Source organism: Bradyrhizobium sp. CCBAU 11361 (assembly GCF_028128935.1).
Classification (GTDB): domain Bacteria; phylum Pseudomonadota; class Alphaproteobacteria; order Rhizobiales; family Xanthobacteraceae; genus Bradyrhizobium; species Bradyrhizobium niftali.
On sequence record NZ_LBJZ01000190.1, the window covers coordinates 160,374 to 185,773 of the forward strand.

Consider the following 25,400-nt stretch of genomic DNA (forward strand, 5'->3'; position numbering starts at 1 on the left):
CGGCGATGCCGAAAACCCTGGTCAAATCAGGCGCGGAGATCGACGGCTACACCATCGGCGAATGCGTCCATGCCGGCGGCATGGCGACGCTTTGGACGGTCACCCATCCCGGCATCGACGTCCCGCTGCTGATGAAGATTCCGCGGGTGTCGGAGGGCGAGGACCCCGCCGCGATCGTCTCCTTCGAGATGGAGATGATGATCCTGCCGCGGCTTGCGGGCCCGCACGTGCCCTCGTGTTTCGGCACCGGCGATTTCGCCCACCAGGCCTATGTCGTGATCGAGCGCATCGCCGGGACCACGCTCTACAAGCGGTTGGCCGACCTGCCGCTGCCATACGAGGAAGCGCGACTGCTGGTCGCGAAGATCGCGACCGCGCTTGCCGATCTGCACCGGCAGAACGTGATCCATCACGACATCAAGCCGAGCAGCATCATGTTCCGCGAGTCCGGCGAGGCGGTGCTGATCGACTACGGCCTGTCGCACCACAATCATCTGCCAGATCTCTTGCAGGAGGAATTCCGCCTGCCTTACGGCACCGCGCCTTACATGGCGCCGGAGCGGCTCCTGGGTGTACGCGACGATCCGCGCAGCGACCTGTTCTCGCTCGGTGTGCTGCTGTATTTCTTCACGACCGGCGAGCGGCCGTTCGGCGAGGGCGAGACGTTGCGCGCTATGCGCCGCCGGCTGTGGCGCGATCCGCATCCGCCGCGCGCACTTCGCGCCGACTATCCGCCCTGGCTCCAGGAGGTGGTGCTGCGGTGTCTCGAGATCGAGCCCGTGCGGCGCTATCCGACTGCCTCCCAGCTCGCCTTCGATTTGACCCATCCGGACCAGGTCAGGCTCACGACGCGCTCGGAACGGATGAAGCGCGACCCCCTCAGCGTCGCCTGGCGGCGCCGCTTCAACCAGGGCGTCATGCAGCCGCGCGCGAAATCGGATGTCGCAGCCCAGATCGCATCGAGCCCGATCCTCGCGGTCGCGCTCGACACGGCGGAAGGCGCGCCCGAGCTGAACGAGGCGCTGCGCGTCACCACCGAGCGCATTCTCGCCACGCTGCCCTCGGCGCGGCTTGCCTGCCTCAACGTCCTGAAGCTCAACCGCATCGCGATCGACCGGACGCTGGATGAGCAGGGCTCCAACAAGCATATCGACCGGCTGGTGGCGCTCCGGCATTGGGCCACGCCGCTGAAGCTGGACGAGAGCCGGCTGTCGGCTCATGTGCTGGAGGCGGTCGATCCCGCCGCGGCGATCCTGGAATTCGCCGAGGTCAACCACGTCGACCACGTCATCATCGGTGCGCGGCAGGGCTCGTTCAGGCGCACGCTGCTCGGCAGCGTCTCGGCCAAGGTGGCCGCGGAAGCGGCCTGCACTGTCACCGTGGTGCGGCCGCCGCGGATGGCTGCGGATGCGGAAGAGGCGGGCGCCGGTGAGGCGGCGGGATAGGTTGCGCCTGGCGTTTCGAGGGTGAGATCAGGCCGCGTGGGCGGTGTGGCCGGAGCGCTGGCGGCGGATGGGCCAGGAGAATTGCGGACCGGGCTCGCAATGATCCGCGGTGCCGCCGAAATACTGGATGATCTCGCGGCAGGGCTCGCAGTTGAACAGGTTACGCGACGCGGATGCCTTGGTCATTTCCTTCAGGCAGTTCGGGCAATGCGGTTTCATGGATTCGATCCGGAAAGAAGGTTCTCAGTGTCGGCGCTGCGAGGAAAACGAATGGTCGAGCTCCGAATTGTCGAGCCCGGCATCGTCGACCATCGCGCCGTCGGCGCGCTCGAGGCGGCCGAAGAAATAATCGAGGCTCGGATGCGGGCGACGCGGAATCCGGCACCTGCGCTTCGGCTGACGTTTTACGAGCGCGATCTGCATGGACGTCAGCCCCGGCGACGAAGGTGATTGATGCGGGCGGAACGTGCCGCAACCTTCACCGGTTCGACCGATGGGCCAAACACAACAAATCCACTGAAACCAAGCCACAACGCCACGCCAGTCCAAACCAGGGTCGTCGTCATGATGTGCTCCCGTCAAAAGCAGGCAGGAGCCAGTAGCGGTGATTTGCGCGAATCAGTGAAGCCCGGATGAGTACGGGTCGCAGGGACAATTTTAGGCATCGCGCGCTGCGGCGCCCGTAGAAGCCGCAGGTTTTCGCGTGTGCAGCCGCGGCATCCTGCCTGCGCGCGCGCCTGCGAGGATATCCCGGACGCGCGGAGCGTCTCGAACAAAGCGAAACCCGTAGCGGCCGGCGTAGTCGGTATCGGACGAACGGGTCGATCGCCCTGATGCGAAGTTGAGGTGACCGGCTCCACCGCCGATGTCGAGGATTTCGAAGTCCGCGTCCATCGCCTGGAACGGCGTCGGGCTGACCGTCCGTCTGCCCCAGGCCGTTCGCAGGATCAGCGCGCGGCGATCGGTGATCAGATAGAGCGTCTGCAGGTCTTGCAGCAGCATCACCAGCGGGGCTGCAACCATCGCAACGCCGAGCATCACGAGAGGTTGGGCAGCCTGGTCGATCCAATCGTTTCTGATGGCGATGATGGTCAGCAACAGCCAGGGGAATCCGATCCACCAGAGAAATCGCCACATCATCAGGCGGGCGACGCCGTCGGGCTGCCCCTGCCAGACCACCTGCTCCCCGTCCTGCAGGGCCTCGATGCACAGACGCCGCAGGCCTGCGGAAAACGGAGTGGCGCGGATTTCATCCATTCCCGTTGGTCGCAGCGGCCGCAAGGCCGGTTCGGACCGCGAATGGCCGTCAGATGGCCTCGCCGCGCGCCGTTGCCGCCGCGGTGCGGATCGCGGCAATATTGTTCCTGTATGCGTCCTGCGTGCCGCCCCTGAACACGGAGGTGCCGGCGACGAAGGCGTTGGCGCCGGCCGCGGCGAGCGCGCCCGCGACGTCGGGACCGACCCCGCCGTCGACCTCGATGTCGATCGGACGACCCGCCGTCATCGCGCGGATGTCGCGGATCTTGCCGATCGCGGAGGGAATGAAGGCCTGGCCGCCGAAGCCGGGATTGACCGACATCACCAGCACGAGATCGACCAGGTCGAGGACGTATTCGAGCGCGCTGATGGGCGTGCCCGGATTGAGCGAGACGCCGGCCTTCTTGCCGAGCGCGCGGATCGCCTGGAGCGAGCGGTGCAGATGGGGACCTGCTTCCGCATGGACCGTGATGTGGTCGCAGCCGGCTTTCGCGAAGGCCTCGAGATAGGGATCGCAAGGCGAGATCATCAGGTGCGCGTCGAACACCTTCTTGCTGTGCGGGCGCATCGCCTTGATGACGTCGGGGCCATAGGAAATGTTCGGGACGAAGTGTCCGTCCATCACGTCGAGATGGATCCAGTCGGCGCCGGCGGCGTCCACCGCGCGCACCTCTTCGCCGAGCCTGGAGAAATCCGAGGCCAGGATCGAGGGGGCGATTGCCAGGGGGCGGGGGGTGAAGGCTTGGGTCATGACGCTGTTTCCCGTCGCGGCCGGAAGAGGAGTGGGCCTCGCCTAACATGGGCCTCCGTGGCGGGCAATGCAGGACAGGCGCGCTTCCTGTGGGCGGAAATTTCTGCCGTCTCCGGCACGAATTGCCGATATTGCCGGGCCGCGCCAGGCGCGCTGGAAGCGGAATTCATTGAGCTTTTCACGCTGGCACGACGCTTGCTGACGTCCTCCCCGGAACATTGACCGCGGCATGCCGCATCGGTTGGAGTTGTGCAATGTTGTTTGCCCTTGGCGCCGTCTCGAGCGCGCTCGACGCGATCCAGTCGCTGACGAATTCGAAACCGTCGTCCTCGACCCACAAGACGGGGTCGTCGCAAGGCGCGCCGACCAATCCGTTCGCGATCGACAGCGGCAGCAACAGCACGAGCAGCGGCGCGACCTCGTCGGTCAATGCAGGCAAATATCCGCAGATATCGCCGGAGACGATGAACGCGTTGTTCGCCGCGCAAAGCCAGTCCTCGGACGGCACCGGCAGCGCGACCACCTCGACCTCGTCCAGCTCGCCGTCCTCGACCTCGTCGGGCCGGGATGCCGCGCTGAAGCACCTGTTCTCGCAGATCGATGCCGATGGCGACGGCAGCATCACCAAGTCGGAATTCGAGAACGCGCTGGGAGCCGGCGGCACCAACCTGGCGCAGGCCGATGACGTGTTTTCGAAGCTGGATTCGAATGCCGACGGCAGCGTCAACCTCGACGAGATGTCGAAAGCGCTGAAGAGCGGCCATCATGGTCGCCATGCCCAGGGTGCCGGCGGATCGGGCGACGGATCGGATTCCTCCTCGAAGCCGAGCGGCGGATCGACTTCGACCACGACGACCGCCGCCGACGGCTCGACCACCACCACCGTCACCTACGCCGACGGCTTCAAGATGTCGACGACGGTCCCGGGCGCCTCCAAGTCCTCCGCTAATTCGGCTTACGATCTGTTCGCACAGTTGATGCAGCGGCAAGGCGGGCAGGGACAGGGCGCCTCGGCGACCGCCGGCTCGTCGATGTCGATGAGCGTGTGAGCTAAGAGCGCTCTCTCGGCACATCACGCTGTCATGCCCCGCGACCCGGCTACGCCAAGGCTTCGCCGGGGTTGAGATCGCGGGGCGCCGAAGCTTTAGCGTAGGCGGCAAGCGGGGCATCCAGTACGCCGCGGCCTTCCGGTTCAATCACAGCCGTCTCTGGAATACTGGATCGCCCGGTCTTCGCCGGGCGATGACACCGGATGTGTGATGGGCGTTTAACTACCCACCAAACCGGTCCTTCCACGCCTGCTGCGCGCCGCCGAACGGCAGCGCCGTCGCGCAATACACACCGCGTGCGATCGCGCGCGCGACCACGTTGGCGGCGACGGTGCCGAGCTCGGTGAGTCCGACCAGCGGCTCGATCGGCTTCTCGCAGGTCGCCGCCGCAAACAGCACGTCGCCGTCGGTCGGTGCATGCACCGGATAGATGGCGCGGGCAAAGCCAGTGTGGGCGATCATAGCCAGCCGCTTGGCCTGGGGTTTGGTCAGCACCGCATCGGTGACGACGGCCCCGATGGTGGTATTCTCGCGCGCGCTCGCTGCGGGACCGCCCTTGATGCGCATGCGGAGCATGTCGTCGGTGAACTTGTCGGGCAGGCCGCGTCCGCCGTACTCGCCGCCCACCTCGAACGGCGCCGCCCAGAACCACGGCCCGTCGCCGACGGTGACACTGCCGACCGCGTTGACGGCGACGATCGCCGCGACCTTGACGCCACCAGGCGTCACGTCCGAGGCTGAGCCAAGCCCGCCCTTGAACGTCGCGGTGGTGGCACCGAGGCCCGCACCGACGCTGCCCAGCGCGAAGTCCGTGCCGGCGGCGGCTGCCGCGGCGTAGCCGAGATCGCGATAGGGCGAAAAGCGCCCCCAGACCTTGTCGCCGCCATTGAGGAGATCGAACAGGATCGCGCCCGGCACGATCGGGATCAGCGCTTCGCGAACCCGGTGGCCGCGGCCCTGCTCGGCGAGCCAGGCCTGCACGCCGCCGCCGGTGTCGAGGCCAAAGGCGGAGCCGCCCGACAGCGCGATCGCGTCGACGCGTTCGACGGTATTGGCGAGATCGAGCAGTGCGTCCTCGCGCGTGCCGGGACCGCCGCCGCGGACGTCGATCGCTGCGACCGCAGGGGAATCGAAGATGATCGCGGTCGTGCCGGAGGCGACTTTGGCATCCTCGGCATGGCCGACGCGGACGCCGGCGATGTCGGTGAGAAGGTTTTTCAAGGTGGCCTCACGCGCTGATAAGGAGTTCGCCTATCTGCGATAGCGCAGAGATGCCGCAGGCTCAACTCGCCAGCGCGGTCCGGAGCATCTTGGCGAGCTCGGACTTGCGGTAGGGCTTGGCCAGCAGCAGCACGCCGGAGTCGAGCCGGCCGTGATGGACGATGGCGTTCTCGGTGTAGCCCGAGGTGAACAGCGTCTTCAGGTCGGGGCGGCGGCGGGCCGCTTCATCGGCGAGCTGACGGCCGTTCATGGCGCCCGGCATGATGACGTCGGTGAAGAGCAGGTCGATGCCCTTGTCCGCGTCGATGATGGTGAGCGCTTCGGCCGCGTTGCCGGCTTCGAGCGCGGCATAGCCGAGGCTCTTGATCTGGGTCACGACATATTGCCGTACCAGCGCGTCGTCCTCGACGATCAGGATCTTCTCGCTGCCGCCGGCGACGGGCGCGTTCTGGAGTGCCTCGAACTCGGTTTCCTGCACGCCGGTGGAGCGCGGCAGGTAGATCTTCACGCTCGTGCCGTGGCCTTCCTCGCTGTAGATCTTGATGTGGCCGCCGGACTGCTTGACGAAGCCGAACACCATGCTGAGCCCGAGGCCGGTGCCCTTGCCGACCTCCTTGGTCGTGAAGAACGGATCGAACACCCGCTCGATCAGATCGGCCGGAATTCCGCTGCCGGTGTCGCTGACCGCGATCATCACGTAATTGCCGGCAACGATGTCGGGATTCATGCTGGCATAACCGTCGTCGAGGAAGACGTTGCGGGTCTCGAGCACCAGGGTGCCGCCGTCGGGCATGGCATCGCGCGCGTTCAGCGCGAGGTTGAGGATCGCGGTGGAGAGCTGGCCGGGATCGACCAGCGTCGGCCAGGCATCCTCGGTGAGCTGGGGCATGATGGTGATCTGCTCGCCCAGCGTCGGATGCAGCAGCTTGGCGGCCTCGAGCATCAGCGCGTTGACGTCAATCTCGCGCGGCTGGAGCGGCTGCTTGCGGGCGAAGGCGAGCAGGTGCTTGGTCAGCTGCGCGCCGCGCTCGGCGGCGTCGTCGATCAGCTTGGTGATGGCGGCGAGCTCGGGCCGGTCGGCGACCGCATCCGACAGAATGCCGATCGTGCCGGTGATGACGGTCAGCACGTTGTTGAAGTCGTGGGCGACCCCGCCCGTCAACTGGCCGATCGAATCCATCTTCTGGACCTGCCGGAGCTGGGCTTCGGCGGCCTGCTTCTCGGTGAGGTCGCGGCCGATGAAGAAATGGCGTTTCACCGGCTCGGACCAGGTGCCCATCCAGTTCAGCGTGACCTCGTGACCGTCGTAGTGATAGTAGCGCGCCTCGAAGCTGCGCTTGACCGCGCCGCGCCGCGCCGCGCGCATCTCGCTGCGCGTCCTCTCGAGGTCATCGGGGTGGATGAACTCGATCGCACTGTGCCCGACCATGTCGTCCGGGCTGAAGCCGAGGATGTCCTTCACACTGGGGCTGACCTGGATGAAATTGCCGTAACCATCGGTGACCAGGATCAGGTCCTGCGAGGTCTCGAAAATGCGCTGGCGCTCCTCGATCTCCCGATTGAGCGCCATCTCCGCTCGCTTCCGCTCGGTGACGTCGCGGGCCACCTTGGACGCGCCGATGATCCTGCCTTCGGTCGATCGCAGCGGGACCTGGCTCAGCACCACGTCGATGGGTTGGCCGCTCTTGTGCAGCCGTACGGTCTCCTGCTGGTCGATGACCTCGCCGTTGCGGGTGCGAGCGAGATTCTCGGCGACGTCGTCACGCTGATCGTCCGGCATGATGATGTCGATGGAACGGCCGACCGCCTCATCGGCGGAGTAGCCGAAGACGCGCTCGGCCGCGCTGTTCCAGGTCGTGATGGTGCCGTCGAGCGACTTGGTGATGATGGCGTCGTTGGAGGATTCGACGACGGCGGTGAACAGCCGCTCGCGCTCGGCGTGATAGTCGCGCTCGGCGTCCGATCGGCGCTTCAGCGCGCCGACCATGCTCGCGGTCTGCGCCTGGAGGCGGACATTCTCGACCAGGAGCACCGCGAGCACGAAGGTCGCCGCGCCGAGCCCGTAGAGGCGGCCGGCGTAGAAGCCGAGATCGAAGCGCGCGACGTTCACGATCGCCGAGAGCGCGATGTCGAACAGCCAGGCGCACATCACGACCATGAGCCAGACGTCGATCACCGAATACGGCCTGCGGAACCAGAGCGAGACGAGGGCGGCAAAGCTGAGCGACCACACGAAGGACACCACGCCGATCATGGTCGGCGTGTAGCGGCCATCGCGCAGCAGGACCGGGAGCAGATCGTGCTGGGCGGTGACGATCCAGGCGAAGACGGCCATGGCGGCAACGACGCCGAACACGATGCTGTAGATCGCCCCGGTCGTCGTGCCGCGGATCCTGGCACCGCCGTCGGCCTCCTTCAGCCAGGCATAACCCAGCACGAATATCGGGAAGCCGGCGTGCCAGATCATGTAGAGCCAGACCGTGGTTTGCTGGCCCGCGCCGAAAAGTCCGGTCGGGGTGAACAGTCCGGGGAAGGTGAGGGCATGAACCAGCGCCGCCGCGGCGGTGAACAGATAGCCGCTCGCGAGCCACAGCAGCGCGCGGGTCCTCAGGACCGAAAACTGCGACAGCAGCAGCACGGCGGTCACGACGTCGCTCACGGCAAGGGCCGATTGATAGCTCGCAACAAAGCCCGGGACGGGCAGGAGCGGGGTCCCCGCGAAGGGGACTGTCAACGCGAACAGGATCGCGGATATGCCGACGACCGCCAATGCAGCGGTGCGGTCGGTCGAGGTGGCCGGCAGGGTCGAAAGGAATGTGCTTCGGTCGATCGTTGCGGGCACGTCCACCTCTCGCAGACCGGTCTTCGCCATCTTCATCGACGTCATTCAAATCCCCGCAGGCCAGCGCTATGGTAGCGGGTTACGGTCGCACATTCTGGACTCTGTTGCGGCCGCGACTCAACCGAAGGTTACAGATTTCTTAATTCTGGTGGGACCAAGGAATAGGGATCGGGTAAGATGCGATTTACTGGACGGTGCCATAATGCCCTTCCGCCGTCGTGGGTTCCAGGTCTGAATCGTCGATTTTGATCCCTGTATCCGGGAGTTGTTCCCTATGCCCCGCGTTCTCGTCATCGACGACCAGAAGGACGTCCGCGCGATGGTCGGGATCGTGCTTCGGGTCCATCGTTTCGAGGTCGTGGAGGCAGAAAGCGGCGCGGCCGGGCTGAACGCCTTCGCGGAAAGCCCGTTTGACGCGGCGATCGTCGATATCTTCCTTGGCGACACCAGCGGCGTCGACGTCATCGCGAGCCTGCGCGAGCGCGCGCCGGGACTCCCGATCATCGCGGTGTCCGGGATGACGACGCTGGATTTCATGGATCAATCGCCTCACCTTGCCAACGTGGTCTGCCTGCAAAAACCGTTTCGACCGAACGATCTCCTGCAAGCGCTGCGGAAGGCCCAGACCGCAGCGGGCGGCGAAGTGCCCGCAGCCGTCTGACCCTTGCCCAAAGCCCTTGCCTAAAAGAAGAACGCCCCGGGCGAGCCGGGGCGTGATGACGCTTGGATGGTGGCCCTGAGGCCGACGCGTTAGGTGCCGCTGCCTTTGATCTCGGTGTAGCCGCCCTTGGCATCCCATTTGTAGACGACGTAGTCGATCTGCTTGATGTCGCCCTTGGCGTCATACTCGATCGGGCCGATCACGGTGTCCCATTTGCCGGCCTTCATCGCCTCCATGACCTTCTTGGCATCGGTGGTGCCGGCCTTCTTGGCCGCCTGCGACCAGACCTGCATCGCCGCATAGGTGTAGAGCGTATAGCCTTCGGGGTCGATGTTCTTGGCCTTGAAGGCATCGACGATCTTCTTGGCGGTCGGCTTGTTGCGCGGATCGGGGCCGAAGGTGAACAGGGTGCCTTCGCCGGCCGGGCCGGTGATGGAGGCGTACTCCTTGTCGGCGAGTGCGTCGCCAGCCATCAGCACCGTCTTGAGACCCTGGTCGCGCATCTGGCGCAGGATCAGGCCGCTCTCCTGATGGTAGCCGCCGACATAGACGAGATCGATGTTGTCGCGCTTCAGGCGCGAGACGATCGCGTTGAAGTCCTTGTCGCCCTTGTTGTAGGACTCGTACATCTTCTCGGTGACGCCGGCCTTGTTGAGCGCCTTCTTGGTCTCGTCCGCAAGACCCTTGCCGTAGGTGGTCTTGTCGTTGAGGATCGCAATGTTCTTGCCCTTGAAGTTCTTGGCAATGTACTGCGCCGCGATCAGGCCCTGCTGATCGTCACGGCCGCAGACGCGTGCCACGTTCCAGAGCTTGCGCTCGGTGAACAGAGGATTGGTCGAGGCCGGGGTGATCTGGAGCACGTTGCCGTCGGCATAGGCTTCGGATGCGGGGATCGACGACGACGAGCAATAGTGCCCGGCGACGAACGGCATCTTCGCGCCGGCGATCTTCTCGGCGACCGAGCGCGCCTGCTTCGGATCGCAGGCATCGTCCTCGACGGAGAGCGCGAGCTTCTTGCCGTTGACGCCGCCGGCGGCATTGATATCGGCCACGGCCATCTCGGCGCCGTTCTTCATCTGGCGGCCGAAGGCGGACTCGCCGCCGGTCATCGGACCGGCGACTGCGATGCTGACATCCTGCGCGAATGCCGCGCTCGACAACGCGATCGATGCGCCGAATGCCAGACCGATGAGTTTCAGTGATTTCATGAGATACCTCGCGGGTGGTCGCCTGTGGAAGTTGCCGGGTATGCCCGGTCCAAACCGACGCCATTCTTGAACGAATTCGAGGAGAAGTCACCGGCAAAATACGGGCATCGGCGCAGATATCTCGCCCCATTCGGACGCACGTGGCCCGCCTCAGCCGTGTCGGCCGCCTTCCAGATAGGCGGCGCGAATCTCCGGGCGCTGCAGCAACTCGGCGCCGGTCCCGGCCAGCGTGATCAGGCCGTTGACCATGACATAGCCGCGATGGGCGAGCTTGAGCGCATGGTTGGCGTTCTGCTCGACGATCAGGACGGTCAGGCCGTCCTGCCGGTTCAGGGTGCGGATCGCGTCGAAAATCTGGCGCGCGATCAGCGGCGCGAGCCCGAGCGAGGGCTCGTCGAGCAGGAGCAGGCGGGGACGGCTCATCAAGGCGCGGCCGATCGCCAGCATCTGCTGCTCGCCGCCGGACAGGGTTCCGCCGCGCTGGGCGTAGCGCTCCTTCAGCCGCGGAAACAGCGAGAAGACGCGTGCCAGCGTCGCGTCGCGTTCGGAATCGGTGCATCCGGTGGCGTCGGCCCCCATCTGGAGGTTTTCCGCCACGCTCATGCGCGGGAAGATGCGCCGTCCCTCCGGCGATTGCGCGATGCGCAAATGCGCGATCTCGTGGGTGGGCACGTCGGTGATGTCGCGGCCCTCGTACAGGATCTGGCCGGCGCGGGCCCGCGGCTTGCCGAAGATCGTCATCATCAGCGTCGACTTGCCGGCGCCGTTGGCGCCGATCAGCGCCACGATCTCGCCGGCATTGATCTCGACGTCGACGCCCTTCAGCGCCTCGATCTTGCCGTAGGCGGCGCGAAGGCTGCGGATCGCGAGCAGGGGAGTGGGCGCCGAAGTCACGACCCGCCCTCCATCACGGCGACCGCCTCTTCCTCGTCGGCGCCGAGATAGGCGGCGATCACCTTGGGATCGTCGCGAACCTGGCGCGGCGTGCCTTGCGCGATCTTCACGCCGTGGTCCATCACCACGATGTGGTCGGAGATCTCCATCACCACCGACATATCGTGCTCGATCAGCAGGATCGAGGTGCCGAGCTCGTTGCGGATCGAGAGCAGGAGCTCGCTCAAGGCGGCGCTCTCGCGCGCGTTGAGGCCGGCTGCGGGCTCGTCCAGGCACAGAAGCGCGGGCTCGGTGCACATCGCCCGCGCGATTTCGAGCCGTCGCTGGTCGCCATAGGCGAAATTGCCGGCGGCATCGTCGGCGCGGTCGAGCAGGTTGACCCGCCTGAGCCAGTCGGTGGCCAGATCGATCGCGCGCTTCTCGGCATCGCGATAGCCGGGCGCACCGATCAGGCCGAGGAAGGTGAGGCCGGAGGCCCGCATCAAGGCGTTGTGCTGCGCCACCATCAGGTTTTCCAGCGCGGTCATGCCGGGAAACAGGCGGATGTTCTGGAAGGTGCGCGCCACCTTGGCCTGCTTGGCGATGCGGAAATCGTTCAGCCGCTCCAGCGCGATGATCTTGCCGTCGTCATGGGCGAGGCGGATGGAACCGCCGCTCGGCTTGTAGAAGCCGGTGATGCAGTTGAAAACGGTGGTCTTGCCGGCGCCGTTCGGCCCGATCAGCGCGGTGATCTTCTTGCGCTCGGCCGAGAACGACAGGTCCTGCACGGCCACGATGCCGCCGAAGCGCATGGTCAGCTGGTCGACGCTGAGAATCTTGTCGCCGCTCATCCGTGCCCTTCCTTGACGAGGTCGGAGGAGATCGCCTGCGCCTTGGTCAAATACACGGTCGGCGCGCGATGCCCGATCAGGCCGCGCGGCCGCCAGATCATGATCAGCACCATGGCCATGCCGAACACCAGCATGCGGTAGGTCTCGAGGCCGCGGAACAGCTCGAAGCCGCCGATCATGGCCAGCGCGGCAAGCGCCACGCCGAGTTGCGAGCCCATGCCGCCGAGCACGACGATGGCCAGCACCAGCGCCGATTCCTGGAAGGTGAACGATTCCGGACTGATGAAGCCCTGGCGCGTCGCGAAGAACGCACCGGCAAAGCCGCCGAACATCGCGCCGGTCGCGAACGCGGTCAGCTTGGTGGTCGTGGTGTTGATGCCGAGCGCGCGGCAGGCGACCTCGTCCTCGCGCAAGGCCTCCCAGGCGCGGCCGATCGGCAGGCGGCGCAGGCGGATCGTCACCCAGTTGGTGAGCAGCGCGAGCGCCAGGATCAAATAGAACAGGAAGACGATGCGATGGGTCGGCGAGTACTCGATGCCGAGCTTGGCGGCGAGCCCGTCGTCGCTGTTGTCGAGCGGGATGCCGAAGAAGGAGGGGCGGGGAATGCCGGGGACGCCGTTGGGGCCGCCGGTCAGGCTTTGCCAGTTGATGATGACGAGCCGGATGATCTCGCCAAAGGCGAGCGTCACGATGGCGAGATAGTCGCCGCGCAGGCGCAGCACGGGAAAGCCGAGCAGCACGCCCCAGAACGCGGCGAGGATGCCCGCGAGCGGCAGGCAGACCCAGAACGACCAGCCGAAATTGGTGGCAAGCAGTGCGTAGGAATAGGCGCCGACCGCATAGAAGGCGACGTAGCCGAGATCGAGCAGGCCGGCGAGGCCGACCACCACGTTCAATCCCCAGCCCAGCATGACATAGGTGAGCACGAGGATCGCGAGGTCGAGGATGTAGCGCTGGTTATAGAAGATCACAGGCACCAGCAGCGTGAAGATCAAGAGCGCGGGCGCGAGGTAGCGGCCGACGAACGACATCCCGCTCTGCACCGCAGGCGGCACCAGCTTCTCGGCGCCGGCCGGGCCGATCCATTGCCGGAGCAGCTCGATGACGATGGAGCCTCCGAACACGCCGGCGACGAGCGCTGCGACCTCGCCGAAACGCGTCCAATAGGTGAGCTGGCCGTCGGCGCCGGCCTCGGTTCGGACGCCGACCATCAGTGAGAACAGCACCAGCGCGACCAGTGCGCTGAGCAGGGATTTTTTCAGGATGTAGGTCAAGCCGGCGGTGCGGCTCGCGTGCGTGGTCTTGTGCGGGATGGGTGTCACGCGGCGGTCCGTCAGACTTTTTCGACTTCGGGACGGCCGAGCAGGCCGGTCGGCATGAAGATCAGCACGACGATCAGGATCGAGAATGCCGCGACGTCCTTGTATTCGACCGAGAAATAGGCCGACCAGAACGTCTCGATCAGGCCGATCGCAAGACCGCCGAGCATGGCGCCGGGCAGCGAGCCGATGCCGCCGAGCACGGCCGCCGTGAAGGCCTTGATGCCGGCAACGAAGCCCATGAAGAAGTCGACCAGGCCGTAATAGAGCAGGTACATGAAACCCGCGACCGCGGCGAGCGCGGCGCCGATCACGAAGGTCATGGAGATGGTGCGGTCGACGTCGACGCCCAGCAGGGCCGCCATGGTCTGGTCCTGCTCGCAGGCGCGCATGTCGCGCCCGAGCCGCGTGCGCGACACCAGCCAGGTGAAGATCGCCAGCAGCACGATGGTGGTGATGACCACCATGATCTGGATATTGGAGAGCTGGATGACGAAGCCGTCCGCGCTCTCATGCAGCGTGTAGCCGCCGGTGATGAAGGGCGGGATCGGCTTGACGCGGGCGCCTTGCGCCACCTGCGAATAGTTGGTCAGCACGAACGACATGCCGATCGCCGACAGCATCGGGGCGAGGCGGAAGGAATGCCGCAGCGGCCGGTAGGCGATGCGCTCGATGGTCCAGCCATAGAGCGCCGTGATCGCCATCGCGACCAGCAGCACGACGAGCAGGATCACCGGGATCGCGGTCAGGCCGAGCGAGATCAGGATCAGGAAGGTGATCAGGGCTATGAAGCCGCCGATCATGAAGACGTCGCCATGGGCGAAGTTGATCATGCCGACGATGCCGTAGACCATCGTGTAGCCGATCGCGATCAGGCCGTAGATGGAGCCGAGCACGAGGCCGTTAATGAGCTGCTGGGCGAAATAATCCATAGGCTGCCGTTTACCAAACCTGACGCGGCTCAAAGGGAGCTCTTCGAGAGAGAGTGATTGAGTTTCTTCTCGGGCCCCGGCAGCCCTTGAGCATTCTTCTCGTTTTGTAACAGGAGGGAACTGGCGGCCGCAACAGTGCAGGCCTAGGCATAAGGGCTTGTACAGAACTCATTTGGTGACGGACGTCATCTCCCCCGGTTCCGCAGCTGCGAGGAACCGGGTTCCGCACGGCAACCAAATCCTGGGCCCGTTGTTACTTTCCCTCTGACGTCCAACAAGGGAGTTCCCCCCGATGACGAAGCAGCAGAACCAGAATCCGGGTCAGCAGAGTCAGAACCCCGGTCAGCAGCGCCCAAGTCAGCAGCCAAGTCAGCAGCCAGGGCAGCAGCAGGGCGGCGGGCAGAAACCCGGACAGCAGCGGCAGGATGACCCGATGCGCCAGGGTAGCCGCCCCGGCCAGCAGGGTGGCCAGCACGGTCAGGACGACTAGTTGGGAGCTCAGTGAGCAGTTGCGAGTGAGCAGGAGTGAGTGAGGACGGGCCCCGCCGAAAGGCGGGGCTTCTTTCGTTTGGGGCGCCGCCCGCCGGGCGGTTAAGGTAAACAAAGGGTTTAAATTGCCGCCACAGACTGATGCGAGTTAGCTCCCGGCAAAGCCTTCCCATTGAAGGCTGCGTAGCAGGCGAAGCGGGAAGCGGCATGTTCAGGAACTGGCGGATCGACACGGTCAATGGCGCGCTGCTGGCGGCCTATTTCATCCCGGCCTGGACGCTGGTTGCCTTCAACATCATGGTGGCGCCGGTGCACGGCCTCTACGAGCGGCCGAGCGTCGCGGTGGCGCTGTTCCTCAGCGACCATCTCCAGATGGCGGGGATGGACACGGTGCGCGCGGCCTGGCTGCTGGCACTGGGACGGCTGACCGTGGTGGCGTTCTTCGCGATCTACCTCGTGCTGCTGTGCATTCCCCGCATCCGCAGGACTGGCGGCAGTGACGAGGCGCTCGGCATTGCGCTGGCGATCGGCAGCCTGATCTCGTTTGCGAGCATGGTCATGGCCTCGAAGGTCGGCGAGATGGCCGCGCTCCGGCTGCACGCCACCGAGCTCTTGCTGCTGCTGGGGGCTGCGATCGTGATGGTGATCGAGCGGCCCGTGGCGGCGCCAAAGGCCGTCGAGGCCGCCGCGCCGCTAGGTCTTGAGCAGGCCGAGCTCCTGCACAATCGCTGAGGCTTCCTTGACGGCGTGGTTCGCCGCCGGCACGCCGCAATAGATCGCCTGCTGGAGCAAGATTTCCTTGATGTCGTCGGGGGTGAAGCCGCCTTCGGCGAGTGCCGCGCGCACATGAAGGCGGAATTCGTCCCATTGCCCGAGCGCGACCATGGTGCCGATCACAAGCACCCGCCGGGTGCGCTCGTCGAAATGCGGCCGTGTCCAGATCTCGCCCCAGGCGTAGCGGGTGATCAGGTCCTGGAAATCGGTGTTGAAGGCATTGCGACCCGCGATCGACTTGTCGACCCAGGCATTGCCCAGCACTTTGCGGCGCACGTTCATGCCGGCATCGCGGCGCTTCTGGTCGTCCATGGTGTTTCTCCGGATGAGTCATTCCGGGGCGCCTCGAAGAGGCGAACCCGGAATCTCGAGGTTGTGAATGCCGATCGAGATTCCGGGTTCGATGCTTTGCATCGCCCCGGAATGACGATAGGCGCAATCAACGCTGCGTCAGGAACCCCACCACCGCATCGGTGAACGCGTGGGGCTGCTCGACATTGGAAATATGGGCGGCGTCGATGATGGTCATGCTCGCGCCGGGAATGTTTGAGCGGATCAGTTCGCCCGCGGATATCGGCGTCGCCATGTCGTGGCGGCCGGCGATCACCAATGTCGGGCTCTTGATCTTTGGCAGCAGCTCGCGTTGGTCGAGCGTCGAGAGCGCCTCGCAGCAGGCGAGATAGCCCTCGACGGGGGAGGCGAGCAGCATCGCCTTCATCCGGGCGGCGATGTCGGGCTCGCGCTCGCGGAAATCCTGGGTGAGCCAGCCCGCGATCACCGCATCGGCCACCGCCGCGATGCCGCCCTTCTTCACGGCATCGATGCGTTCCAGCCATTTGGTCGGCTCGGCGTAGTAGCAGGAGGTGTTGGCGAGGATCAGCTTGCCGAAGCGTTCCGGCGCATTCGCGCCCAGCCATTGCCCGACCATGCCGCCCATCGACAGGCCGCACCAATGCACCTTCTCGATGTTGAGATCGTCGAGGATTGCCAGCACGTCGCGGCCGAAGCGCTCCATCGTATAGGGGCCGGGGGGAACGTTCGACTTGCCGTGGCCGCGGCGGTCATAGCGGATGACGCGGAAGACCTGCGTCAGCGCCTTCATCTGCGGCTCCCACATCTGAAGCGTGCAGCCGAGCGAATTGGACAGCATCAGGGTCGGCCCGCCGTCGCGGCCCTCGACGGAGACGTTGATCAGGCAACCGTCGGCATCGATCATGGGCATGGGATTTTCCTCGTCATGCGCGGGCTTGACCCGCGCATCCATCTAGAAATGAATCCATCCTGGATGATGGATTGCCGGGTCAAGCCCGGCAATGACATCAGGAGAGATCCAGTGAAGCGAGCAGGCGGTCGATCAGGGCCTGCGACGCCCCTTGATAGGCCATCGGCTCGAACAATGCCGCAATTTTTTCCGGCGAAAGATGCGCGGTGACCTGCGAATCGCCTGACAGCACCTCGCGCAGATGCTTCTTCTCGGCGACTGCGCGCTTGCTCGCGGCCTCGATGAGAAGATGCGCATCGCTCTTGCCGATGGTCTCGGCCAGCGCGAAGGTGATCGCCTCGGCCATGATCAAACCGTGCGTCGCATCGAGATTGCTGCGCATGCGCGCGGCATCGACGTCGAGGCCCTCGGCGATGTCGACGATGGCGGCGAGCGCGCCCGAGGTGACCAGCATCAATTGCGGCAGCGTCGGCCATTCCGCGTGCCAGGGGCCGGCGCTGCGCTCGTGGTCCTGCACCTGCGCGGCAAAAATCGTCGCGGCGAGCTGCGGGGCCATGGTCGCACATCCCAGCGCGCTTGCGGCCGCGACCGGGTTGCGCTTGTGCGGCATGGTCGAGGAGCCGCCGCGGCCTTCGCCGGCCGGCTCGAACGCCTCGGCGACATCGGTCTGCATCATCAGCGAGACGTCGCGTGCGATCTTGCCGCAGCTGCCAGCGAGAATCGCAAGAGCCGATGCGGCTTCCGCGATGCGGTCGCGATGGGTGTGCCAGGGCGCTTCTGGCAGCGGCAGGTTGAGCTCCCGCGCCAGTCGCTCCGCAACGACGAGCCCCTTGTCGCCGAGGGCCGCGAGCGTGCCGGCCGCGCCGCCGAATTGCAGCGCGAGGCCCTCGCGGGAGAGCCGCCTGAGGCGGCAGCGGGCGCGGGCAAGGCTTGCCGCATATTCGGCGGCCTTGAGCCCGAACGGCATCGGCAACGCATGCTGGAGCCAGGTCCGCGCCACCATGGCGGTGTTGCGATGATTGCGCGCCAGTGCGGCAAAGCCCTTGATGGCACGGCTGAGGTCGGCGTCGAGTGCACCGATGCCGGCACGCAGTGCGAGCATGGTCGCGCTGTCGATGACGTCCTGGCTGGTTGCGCCCCAATGCACGTAGCGGGCGGCCTCCGCGTCGGCCTTGGCGACATTGGCGGTCAGCGCCTTGACCAGGGGAATCGCGAGATTGCCGGACCGCGTCGCGGCCTCGGCCAGCGCGGCCATGTCAAAGGTCTCCGCCTTGCACGCGGCTTCGATCGGGCCCACGGCGGCGGCGGGAATCACGCCGGTGGCGGCCTCGGCCCGGGCGAGGGCTGCCTCGAAATCGAGCATGTACTGAAGGGTGGAGCGGTCGTCGCAGACGGCGCGCATGGCGGTGCTCGACAGCATCGGCGCGAGCAGGGGGGAGAGGGCTGTGCTCATGTTGCGCGGGACCTAACCATCATGGCTCGCCTGTGCCAATCCAAAACCGACCGCACAAGATTTTTTGCAGTTGCGAATATGCATTGCACGTGACCGGAGGCCGCCCTTTCCTTTGCGGCCCCCGTGCGTTACTTGAACAGCATTATAGTTGCACGATCCCGGGAGGCACCCCATGGCCATGACGATGAACGGCGAAGTCCAGCTTGCGGCGCCGCGCGAGGCTGTGTGGGCCAAGCTCAACGATCCCGAGGTGCTGAAGGCCTGCATCCCCGGCTGCGAGGAGCTGGAGAAGACCGACGACGGCGGCTTTCGCGCCACAGCCAAAATGAAGGTCGGCCCGGTGTCGGCGCGCTTCAAGGGCAAGGTGACGCTCTCCGATCTCGATCCGCCGAACGGCTACAAGATCTCCGGCGAAGGCGAGGGCGGGGTGGCCGGCTTCGCCAAGGGCGGCGCCGTGGTCAACCTCGCGGAGAAGGACGGCGGCACGCTGCTCTCCTACGACGTCGAGGCGCAGATCGGCGGCAAGTTGGCGCAGCTCGGACAGCGCCTCATCAACGGCGCCGCCAAGAAGCTGGCCGACGAGTTTTTCGCGAACTTCGCCAAGGCGGTACAGGGCTGAAGGCTATCGCCTTTCGGCATGGCGCCTTGCGTCCGGGGCGATGTTGCCCCGGGCCATAATGGCCCATATGATGGGTTGGAATAATTATAAGAACCGCTTCGACGGGACCCGTCGGGGCGCTGATAGAGAGTGCTTATGGCAAAAATCTCCCTCATCGTGAACGGCAATCCTGTGACGGCCAACGTCGATCCCCGCACGCTTCTGGTGCAGTTCCTGCGCGAGAATCTGCGGCTGACCGGCACCCATGTCGGCTGCGACACCTCGCAGTGCGGCGCCTGCGTCGTGCATCTCGACGGCAAGGCCGTGAAGTCCTGCACCACGCTTGCCGTGATGGCCGACGGCCACGAGGTCAAGACGATCGAGGGGCTGGCCGCCGATGGTGCGCCGCTGCATCCGATGCAGGAAGCCTTCCGCGAGCACCATGGCCTGCAGTGCGGCTTCTGCACGCCCGGCATGATCATGACCGCGATCGACATCGTTCATCGCAAGGGCCACGAGGTCGACGACCACACCATCCGCGAGGAGCTGGAAGGCAATCTCTGCCGCTGCACCGGCTACCAGAACATCGTCACCTCGATTTCCGCCGGCGCCAAGGCGATGGCGAAATCCGACCTCGCCTAAATCGACACGCGCGCATCCCGCGATCAGGACATTCAGATGTACGAATTCAAATATCATCGCCCCGGGACGGTCCGGCAGGCCGCCAACCTCCTGGTGAAGAACGAAGACGCCAAGGTGATCGCCGGCGGTCACACGCTGATTCCCGTCATGAAGCAGCGCCTCGCCAGCCCGCCGCATCTGGTCGACCTCTCCCACATCGAGGGGCTCAACACGATCGAGATGAAGGGCCGCTCGCTGGTGATCGGCGCCACCGCCAGGCACGCTGAGGTCGCGACCTCCGCCATCGTGGGCGAAGCGATCCCGGCGCTCGCGAGCCTTGCCGGCGGAATCGGCGATCCCGCCGTGCGCCACAAGGGCACGATCGGCGGCTCGCTCGCCAACAACGATCCGACCGCGGACTATCCGGCTGCGGTGCTGGCGCTCGGCGCCACCATCGTCACCAACAAGCGTCGCCTCAAGGCCGAAGAGTATTTCCAGGGGCTGTTCACGACGGCGCTCGAGGCCGACGAGATCATCACCAAGGTGATGTTCCCGCTGCCGAAGAAGGCCGCCTACGTCAAATTCCGCAACCAGGCCTCGCGTTACGCGCTGGTCGGCGTGTTCGTGGCGCGGCGTCCTTCGGACGTGCGCGTTGCCGTTACCGGCGCCGGCTCCGAAGGCGTGTTCCGCGTCACCGCGTTCGAGGAAGCCCTGAAGAAGCGCTTCTCGGCGAAGGCGCTCGATGGCATCGAGGTGCCGGCCGAGGGTCTCAACAGCGACATCCACGGCAGTGCCGAATACCGCGCGCACCTCATCGGGGTGCTGACGCGGCGGGCCGTTGACGCCGCCAATGCCAAGGAATGATGGGCCTCACCAATTGGCCCAACGACTTGCCCCGGTGAGGGCGTAAACGAGACTGGCCCTTTCATGACTTCAGCGGCCCTGCCGGCATCGGTCGATGCGATGCTCGAACTCCTCACGTCGCGCGGCTACCTCGCGGAGCGATCGCTGGCGACGGTGACCTACCTGTCGCTGCGCATGGGTCGGCCGCTGTTTCTCGAAGGCGAGGCCGGCGTCGGCAAGACCGAGATCGCAAAAGTGCTGTCCGCGGCGCTGGGGCGGAAGCTGATCCGCCTGCAGTGCTACGAAGGCCTCGACGTCTCCTCCGCGGTCTACGAGTGGAACAGCGCCGCGCAGATGATCGCGATCCGGATGGCGGAGGCCGCCGGCGACACCGATCGCGATCAACTGTCGAGCGACATCTTCGCCGACCGCTACATGATCAAGCGGCCGCTGCTCCAGGCGCTGGAGCCCGACGTTGCCGGCCCGCCGGTGCTCCTGATCGACGAGCTCGACCGCGCCGACGAGGCGTTCGAAGCTTACCTCCTGGAAATCCTCAGCGACTTCCAGGTGACGATCCCCGAATTCGGCACCGTGAAGGCGCCGCATCCGCCGATCGTCATCATCACCTCCAACCGCACCCGCGAGATCCACGACGCGCTGAAGCGGCGCTGCCTCTATCACTGGGTGGATTATCCGGCCGCCGAGCGCGAGCTTGCGATCGTCAAGACGCGCGTGCCCGGCATCTCCGCGAAGCTGTCGCAGCAGGTGGTGCGCTTCGTCCAGGCGCTGCGCAACCAGGACTTCTACAAGTCTCCGGGCGTCGCCGAGACCATCGACTGGGCCACCGCGCTGTCCGAGCTCGACGCCCGCTCGCTGACCCCGCAAGTGGTCGGCGACACGCTGGGCGCGCTGCTCAAGTACCAGGACGACATCACCCGGATGCAGGGCGACACCCTGCAGAAGGTGCTGAAGGAAGCGACGAGCGAGGATTGATCTCGCGGCAAAGTTAGCTCGTCATTCCGGGGCGCGCGTCAGCGCGAACCCGGAATCCATTGGAGCCACGAGGACCGCGGGTAAATGGATTCCGGGCTCGCGCCCAAGAGGGCGCGCCCCGGAATGACGAGGGGATGGATACGAACCATGGCCATCAACCACCTGGCACCCGAGCAGACCGAGCAGTTTGCCGACAACATCGTCGGCTTCGCCCGCGCGCTGCGCGCGGCGGGCATGCCGGTCGGGCCGGGCGCGGTGATCGATGCCATGAATGCGCTTGAGGTGATCGACATCGGCAACCGGGCCGACGTCTTCACCACGCTGGAGGCGATCTTCGTCAAGCGCCACGAGCATGCGCTGATCTTCAAGCAGGCCTTCAACCTGTTCTTCCGCGCCTCGGAGGAGTGGAAGCACATGCTGGATTCGGTGCCGCTGCCGGATCAGGCCAAGAAGAAGCCGCAGGCCGGCGCGCGGCGTGTGCAGGAAGCGATGTCGCAGCCGCGCATGACGGAGACGCCGCAGCACCAGGAGCAGGATCTGCGCCTGTCCGTGTCCGACAAGGAAATCCTTCAGAAGAAGGATTTTGCGCAGATGAGCGCGGCGGAGATCTCCGAGGCCTTGCACGCCGTCGAGCGGATGCGGCTGCCACAGGCCGAGCTCTTGACGCGCCGGCACCGGCCCGATTCCCGAGGCCTGCGCCTCGACCTGCGCCGCACGCTGCGTGCGTCATTGCGCACCGGTGGCGACATCATCGACATCCATCGGCTCGGGCGGATCGAGAAGCCGGCGCCGATCGTCGCGCTGCTCGACATCTCGGGCTCGATGAACGAATACACCCGCCTGTTCCTGCATTTCCTCCATGCCATCGGCGATGCGCGCAAGCGCGTCTCGGTGTTCCTGTTCGGCACCCGCCTCACCAACGTCACCCGCGCGCTGCGCCAGCGCGATCCCGACGAGGCGCTGGCGAGCTGCTCGGCCTCGGTCGAGGACTGGGCCGGCGGCACGCGGATCTCGGCCTCGCTGCACAACTTCAACAAATTGTGGGCGCGCCGCGTGCTGAGCCAGGGCGCCATCGTGCTCCTGATCTCCGATGGGCTGGAGCGGGAGGCCGATTCCAGGCTCGCCTTCGAGATGGACCGGCTGCACCGCTCCTGCCGGCGGCTGATCTGGCTCAACCCGCTGTTGCGTTTCGGCGGCTTCGAGGCCAAGGCGCAGGGCATCAAAATGATGCTCCCGCACGTTGACGAATTCCGCCCGGTACATAATTTGAGTTCGATCCAGGAGCTGATCACGACGCTCTCCCGGCCGCTGCCGCCGCATCACCGCAGCCTGATCCGTTCCGCAGCTTGAGAGGTTACCCCATGCTCGATCGCGACGAGGACATTCTGAAGGCGGCGGAGGACTGGCAGAAGGCCGGCCGTGGCGTCGCGCTCGCCACCGTGGTGGAGACCTGGGGCTCGGCGCCGCGCCCGGCGGGCTCGAGCCTCGTCATCAACGACGAGGGCACGTTCTTAGGCTCCGTCTCCGGCGGCTGCGTCGAGGGTGCCGTGGTCACCGAGGCCATGGACGTGATCGAGAGCGGCAAGCCGAAGATGCTGGAGTTCGGCGTTGCCGACGAGACCGCCTGGAATGTCGGGCTGTCCTGCGGCGGCACCATCCGCGTCTTCGTCGAGAAGGTCGGCTAGCCGTGAAGCTCGCGATTTTGCACGAACTCAATGCCGAGCGCGCCGCGCGCCGTCCCGCGATCTTGGTGACGGACACCGAGAGCGGCGAGCAGCGCCTGGTCAGGGCTGCGGATTTTGCCAAGGACCCGCTGCGCGTCGAGCTCGAAAAACAGCTTCGCATGGGCAAGAGCGCCAATGTCGAGGTCGGCGGCAAGAAGCTCTTCCTCAACGTCTACGCGCCGACCGCAAAGCTCGTCATCGTCGGCGCGGTCCATATCAGTCAGGCGCTGGCGCCGCTGGCGCGCTCGCTCGGCTACGACGTCACCGTCGTCGATCCGCGCACGGCCTTTGCAAGCGCAGAGCGCTTCCCCGACATTCCGCTGGTGGCCGAATGGCCCGACACCGCGCTGCCGCCGCTCAACGTCGATGCCTACACGGCGTTCGTCGCGGTGACGCACGATCCCAAGATCGATGATCCCGCGCTGCTGCACGCCTTCGAGCGCGGCTGCTTCTACATCGGCGCGCTGGGCTCGCGGAAGACCCATGCCAAGCGCGGTGACCGGTTGCGGGCGCAGGGCGCCAAGGACAGCGACATCGCGCGCATCCACGCGCCCATTGGCCTTGCGATCGGCGCCGTCTCGCCGTCGGAGATCGCGGTGTCGATCATGGCCGAGATCACCGCGGTGCTTCGGCTGCCACCCAAAGAAAAAGAAGTAGCGGCATGAAATTCGGCCCGGCGAGCCCCAGGGATGCGATCGGCGGGGTGACCGTCCACACCCTGCGCCAGGGACCGCTGGTGCTGAAGAAAGGCACGACGATCGGCCCTGCCGAGGTCGAGGCGCTGGAGCGCGCCGGCATCAAGGACGTCGTGGTGGTGCGGATGGAGGAGGGCGACGTCTCCGAGGACGTCGCGGCCGCCAGCATCGCGCTTGCGGTGGGCGGCGAGGGCATCCATGTCGAGCGCGCCTTCACCGGCCGCGCCAATCTGTTCGCCGCGCGCCCGGGCGTGCTGGTGATCGACCGCGCCGCCGTTGACCGCATCAACAATATCGACGAGGCCATCACCTTTGCGACGCTCACCGCCTACAAGCCGGTGGTCGAGGGCGAGATGGTCGGCACCGTCAAGATCATCCCGTTCGGCGTCGAGGGCGCCCTGCGCGATGCCGCGGTGAAGGCCGCCGGCAGGGACGTCCTGAAGATCGCCCCCTACGTCATCCAGCGCGTCGGCGTGGTCTCGACGCTGCTGCCGGGCCTGTCCTCCAAGGTGATCGACAAGACGCTGCGCGTCACCGCCGAGCGCCTCGCGCCGGCCGGCGCCAGCATCATCGCCGAGCGGCGGGTCCAGCATGACGAGCATGCACTGTCGGCCGCGATCAAGGAGCTGCTCGCACTCGGCGCGGAACTGGTCATCGTGTTCGGCGCCTCCGCGATCGCCGACCGTCGCGACGTCATCCCCGCGGCCGTCACGGGCATCGGCGGCGAGATCGAGCATTTCGGCATGCCGGTCGATCCCGGCAATCTCTTGCTGATCGCGCGGGCCGGCGGCGTGCCAGTGCTGGGCGCGCCGGGCTGCGCGCGCTCGCCGGTCGAAAATGGATTCGACTGGGTGCTGATGCGGCTGCTTGCCGGCATCAAAGTGACGCGCGCCGAGCTGATGGGCATGGGCGTCGGCGGGCTCCTGATGGAGATCGTGACGCGCCCGCAGCCCCGCGCGACGCCGGAGATCGAGGGCAACAGCCGGGTCGCGGCCATCGTGCTCGCGGCGGGCCGTTCGACCCGCATGGGCGGTCCGAACAAGCTGCTCGCCGAGCTCGACGGCAAGAAGCTGGTGCGGATCGCGACCGAGCAGGCGCTGGCTTCGAAGGCATCCGAGGTGATCGTTGTCACCGGCCACCAGACCGAGCTGGTCGAGCAGGCGCTGCAAGGCCTGAAGGTGAGATTCGCCAGGAATCCGGATTTCGCCGGCGGCATCGCGAGCTCGGTCAAGGCCGGCATCGCGGCCGTGTCTGAAGCTTGCGACGGCGCCGTGGTTTGCCTCGGCGACATGCCGCTGATTGATGCCGGCCTGATCGACCGTCTCATCGACAGCTTCGCGCCGGACCGCGGCAATCTGATCGTCGTGCCCGTCAGCGAAGGCCGCCGCGGCAATCCCGTGCTGTGGTCGCGCCGCTTCTTCAGGGAATTGATGACCCTCGACGGCGACGTCGGCGCGCGTCATCTGATCGCCAAGCACACCGAGGCGGTCGCCGAAGTGCCCGTCGACGGCGAGAGCGCCTTCCTCGACATCGACACGCCGCAGGCGCTGGAAGCGGCACGGCGGGGATAGTGACTCTT

General features: G+C 66.0%; 28 protein-coding genes. 12 read left to right on the forward strand and 16 right to left on the reverse strand.

Features of this window, described 5'->3' with window-relative positions; translation table 11 throughout:
- Positions 1–5: 5 nt before the first annotated feature.
- Positions 6–1,445: a bifunctional serine/threonine-protein kinase/universal stress protein gene (locus XI08_RS30780; protein ID WP_271577264.1), complete on the forward strand. Its 1,440-nt coding sequence runs from the start codon at positions 6–8 to the stop codon at positions 1,443–1,445.
- Positions 1,446–1,472: 27 nt separating this feature from the next.
- Here the strand turns inward: XI08_RS30780 and XI08_RS30785 are convergent, their stop codons facing one another.
- From XI08_RS30785 to rpe, 5 genes are all read right to left on the reverse strand, one after another.
- On the reverse strand, positions 1,473–1,664 hold the full coding sequence (locus XI08_RS30785; protein WP_271577265.1) for a hypothetical protein: 192 nt from the start codon (positions 1,662–1,664) through the stop codon (positions 1,473–1,475).
- Positions 1,665–1,688: 24 nt separating this feature from the next.
- Positions 1,689–1,868: a hypothetical protein gene (locus XI08_RS30790; protein ID WP_271577266.1), complete on the reverse strand. Its 180-nt coding sequence runs from the start codon at positions 1,866–1,868 to the stop codon at positions 1,689–1,691.
- A 5-nt stretch (positions 1,869–1,873) separates the two neighbouring features.
- Positions 1,874–2,011, reverse strand: coding sequence for a hypothetical protein (locus tag XI08_RS30795; protein ID WP_271577267.1), 138 nt, complete (start codon positions 2,009–2,011; stop codon positions 1,874–1,876).
- Positions 2,012–2,102: 91 nt separating this feature from the next.
- Complete coding sequence (locus XI08_RS30800) at positions 2,103–2,702, reverse strand: hypothetical protein (protein ID WP_271577268.1); 600 nt, start codon at positions 2,700–2,702, stop codon at positions 2,103–2,105.
- A 49-nt stretch (positions 2,703–2,751) separates the two neighbouring features.
- Positions 2,752–3,453, reverse strand: coding sequence for a ribulose-phosphate 3-epimerase (gene rpe, locus XI08_RS30805; RefSeq protein ID WP_271577269.1), 702 nt, complete (start codon positions 3,451–3,453; stop codon positions 2,752–2,754).
- Positions 3,454–3,707: 254 nt separating this feature from the next.
- Between rpe and XI08_RS30810 the strand changes: the two genes are divergently transcribed.
- Positions 3,708–4,502, forward strand: a complete 795-nt coding sequence (locus XI08_RS30810; protein WP_271577270.1) for an EF-hand domain-containing protein — start codon at positions 3,708–3,710, stop codon at positions 4,500–4,502.
- A 222-nt stretch (positions 4,503–4,724) separates the two neighbouring features.
- On the opposite strand, the gene XI08_RS30815 is transcribed toward XI08_RS30810, so the two are convergent.
- Entirely contained in the window at positions 4,725–5,723 is a 999-nt protein-coding gene (locus XI08_RS30815) for a P1 family peptidase (RefSeq protein WP_271577271.1), read from the reverse strand.
- Positions 5,724–5,784: 61 nt separating this feature from the next.
- Complete coding sequence (locus XI08_RS30820; RefSeq protein WP_271577272.1) at positions 5,785–8,610, reverse strand: PAS domain S-box protein; 2,826 nt, start codon at positions 8,608–8,610, stop codon at positions 5,785–5,787.
- Between the two features lie 229 nt (positions 8,611–8,839).
- On the opposite strand from XI08_RS30820, the gene XI08_RS30825 reads away from it, so the two are divergent.
- Positions 8,840–9,226, forward strand: coding sequence for a response regulator (locus XI08_RS30825; protein WP_271577273.1), 387 nt, complete (start codon positions 8,840–8,842; stop codon positions 9,224–9,226).
- Between the two features lie 89 nt (positions 9,227–9,315).
- Here XI08_RS30825 and XI08_RS30830 read toward each other — a convergent pair whose 3' ends face one another.
- From XI08_RS30830 to XI08_RS30855, 6 genes are all read right to left on the reverse strand, one after another.
- A complete protein-coding gene (locus XI08_RS30830; protein ID WP_027548686.1) occupies positions 9,316–10,434 on the reverse strand; it encodes a branched-chain amino acid ABC transporter substrate-binding protein in 1,119 nt (372 codons plus the stop codon).
- Positions 10,435–10,584: 150 nt separating this feature from the next.
- Positions 10,585–11,328 carry an ABC transporter ATP-binding protein gene (locus XI08_RS30835; RefSeq protein ID WP_027548687.1) on the reverse strand — a complete coding sequence of 248 codons (744 nt, stop codon included), beginning with the start codon at positions 11,326–11,328 and terminating at the stop codon, positions 10,585–10,587.
- The gene (locus tag XI08_RS30840) at positions 11,325–12,158 is read right to left on the reverse strand and encodes an ABC transporter ATP-binding protein (protein ID WP_027548688.1); all 834 of its coding nucleotides are present in this window, start codon (positions 12,156–12,158) and stop codon (positions 11,325–11,327) included. Before XI08_RS30840 ends, XI08_RS30835 begins: the two co-directional genes overlap by 4 nt.
- Positions 12,155–13,432, reverse strand: a complete 1,278-nt coding sequence (gene livM, locus XI08_RS30845; protein ID WP_442869877.1) for a high-affinity branched-chain amino acid ABC transporter permease LivM — start codon at positions 13,430–13,432, stop codon at positions 12,155–12,157. Before livM ends, XI08_RS30840 begins: the two co-directional genes overlap by 4 nt.
- Positions 13,433–13,491: 59 nt before the next feature.
- Entirely contained in the window at positions 13,492–14,409 is a 918-nt protein-coding gene (locus XI08_RS30850) for an ABC transporter permease subunit (protein ID WP_027548690.1), read from the reverse strand.
- 253 nt (positions 14,410–14,662) lie between these two features.
- Positions 14,663–14,884: a hypothetical protein gene (locus XI08_RS30855; RefSeq protein WP_271577275.1), complete on the reverse strand. Its 222-nt coding sequence runs from the start codon at positions 14,882–14,884 to the stop codon at positions 14,663–14,665.
- 221 nt (positions 14,885–15,105) lie between these two features.
- Here XI08_RS30855 and XI08_RS30860 point away from each other — a divergent pair, with 221 nt between their 5' ends.
- Complete coding sequence (locus XI08_RS30860) at positions 15,106–15,630, forward strand: hypothetical protein (RefSeq protein ID WP_271577276.1); 525 nt, start codon at positions 15,106–15,108, stop codon at positions 15,628–15,630.
- On the opposite strand, the gene XI08_RS30865 is transcribed toward XI08_RS30860, so the two are convergent.
- From XI08_RS30865 to XI08_RS30875, 3 genes are all read right to left on the reverse strand, one after another.
- Positions 15,592–15,984 (reverse strand): carboxymuconolactone decarboxylase family protein, encoded by a 393-nt coding sequence (locus XI08_RS30865; RefSeq protein WP_027548693.1) that lies wholly within the window; start codon positions 15,982–15,984, stop codon positions 15,592–15,594. The genes XI08_RS30860 and XI08_RS30865 overlap by 39 nt on opposite strands.
- A 127-nt stretch (positions 15,985–16,111) precedes the next feature.
- A complete protein-coding gene (gene pcaD / locus XI08_RS30870) occupies positions 16,112–16,894 on the reverse strand; it encodes a 3-oxoadipate enol-lactonase (RefSeq protein WP_027548694.1) in 783 nt (260 codons plus the stop codon).
- Positions 16,895–16,991: 97 nt separating this feature from the next.
- Positions 16,992–18,347 (reverse strand): 3-carboxy-cis,cis-muconate cycloisomerase, encoded by a 1,356-nt coding sequence (locus tag XI08_RS30875; RefSeq protein ID WP_271577277.1) that lies wholly within the window; start codon positions 18,345–18,347, stop codon positions 16,992–16,994.
- A 172-nt stretch (positions 18,348–18,519) separates the two neighbouring features.
- Here XI08_RS30875 and XI08_RS30880 point away from each other — a divergent pair, with 172 nt between their 5' ends.
- From XI08_RS30880 to XI08_RS30915, 8 genes are all read left to right on the forward strand, one after another.
- Positions 18,520–18,966 carry an SRPBCC family protein gene (locus XI08_RS30880; protein WP_027548696.1) on the forward strand — a complete coding sequence of 149 codons (447 nt, stop codon included), beginning with the start codon at positions 18,520–18,522 and terminating at the stop codon, positions 18,964–18,966.
- A gap of 135 nt (positions 18,967–19,101) precedes the next feature.
- A complete protein-coding gene (locus tag XI08_RS30885; RefSeq protein WP_027548697.1) occupies positions 19,102–19,587 on the forward strand; it encodes a (2Fe-2S)-binding protein in 486 nt (161 codons plus the stop codon).
- Positions 19,588–19,623: 36 nt separating this feature from the next.
- Positions 19,624–20,430, forward strand: coding sequence for an FAD binding domain-containing protein (locus tag XI08_RS30890; RefSeq protein WP_027548698.1), 807 nt, complete (start codon positions 19,624–19,626; stop codon positions 20,428–20,430).
- 63 nt (positions 20,431–20,493) lie between these two features.
- On the forward strand, positions 20,494–21,402 hold the full coding sequence (locus XI08_RS30895; protein WP_135174201.1) for an AAA family ATPase: 909 nt from the start codon (positions 20,494–20,496) through the stop codon (positions 21,400–21,402).
- A 147-nt stretch (positions 21,403–21,549) separates the two neighbouring features.
- Complete coding sequence (locus XI08_RS30900; RefSeq protein ID WP_135174202.1) at positions 21,550–22,752, forward strand: vWA domain-containing protein; 1,203 nt, start codon at positions 21,550–21,552, stop codon at positions 22,750–22,752.
- 11 nt (positions 22,753–22,763) lie between these two features.
- Positions 22,764–23,087: an XdhC family protein gene (locus tag XI08_RS30905; RefSeq protein WP_008564652.1), complete on the forward strand. Its 324-nt coding sequence runs from the start codon at positions 22,764–22,766 to the stop codon at positions 23,085–23,087.
- A gap of 2 nt (positions 23,088–23,089) precedes the next feature.
- On the forward strand, positions 23,090–23,791 hold the full coding sequence (locus tag XI08_RS30910; protein ID WP_271577278.1) for an XdhC family protein: 702 nt from the start codon (positions 23,090–23,092) through the stop codon (positions 23,789–23,791).
- The gene (locus XI08_RS30915; RefSeq protein WP_271577279.1) at positions 23,788–25,392 is read left to right on the forward strand and encodes a molybdopterin-binding/glycosyltransferase family 2 protein; all 1,605 of its coding nucleotides are present in this window, start codon (positions 23,788–23,790) and stop codon (positions 25,390–25,392) included. Before XI08_RS30910 ends, XI08_RS30915 begins: the two co-directional genes overlap by 4 nt.
- The last annotated feature ends 8 nt before the right edge of the window (positions 25,393–25,400 follow it).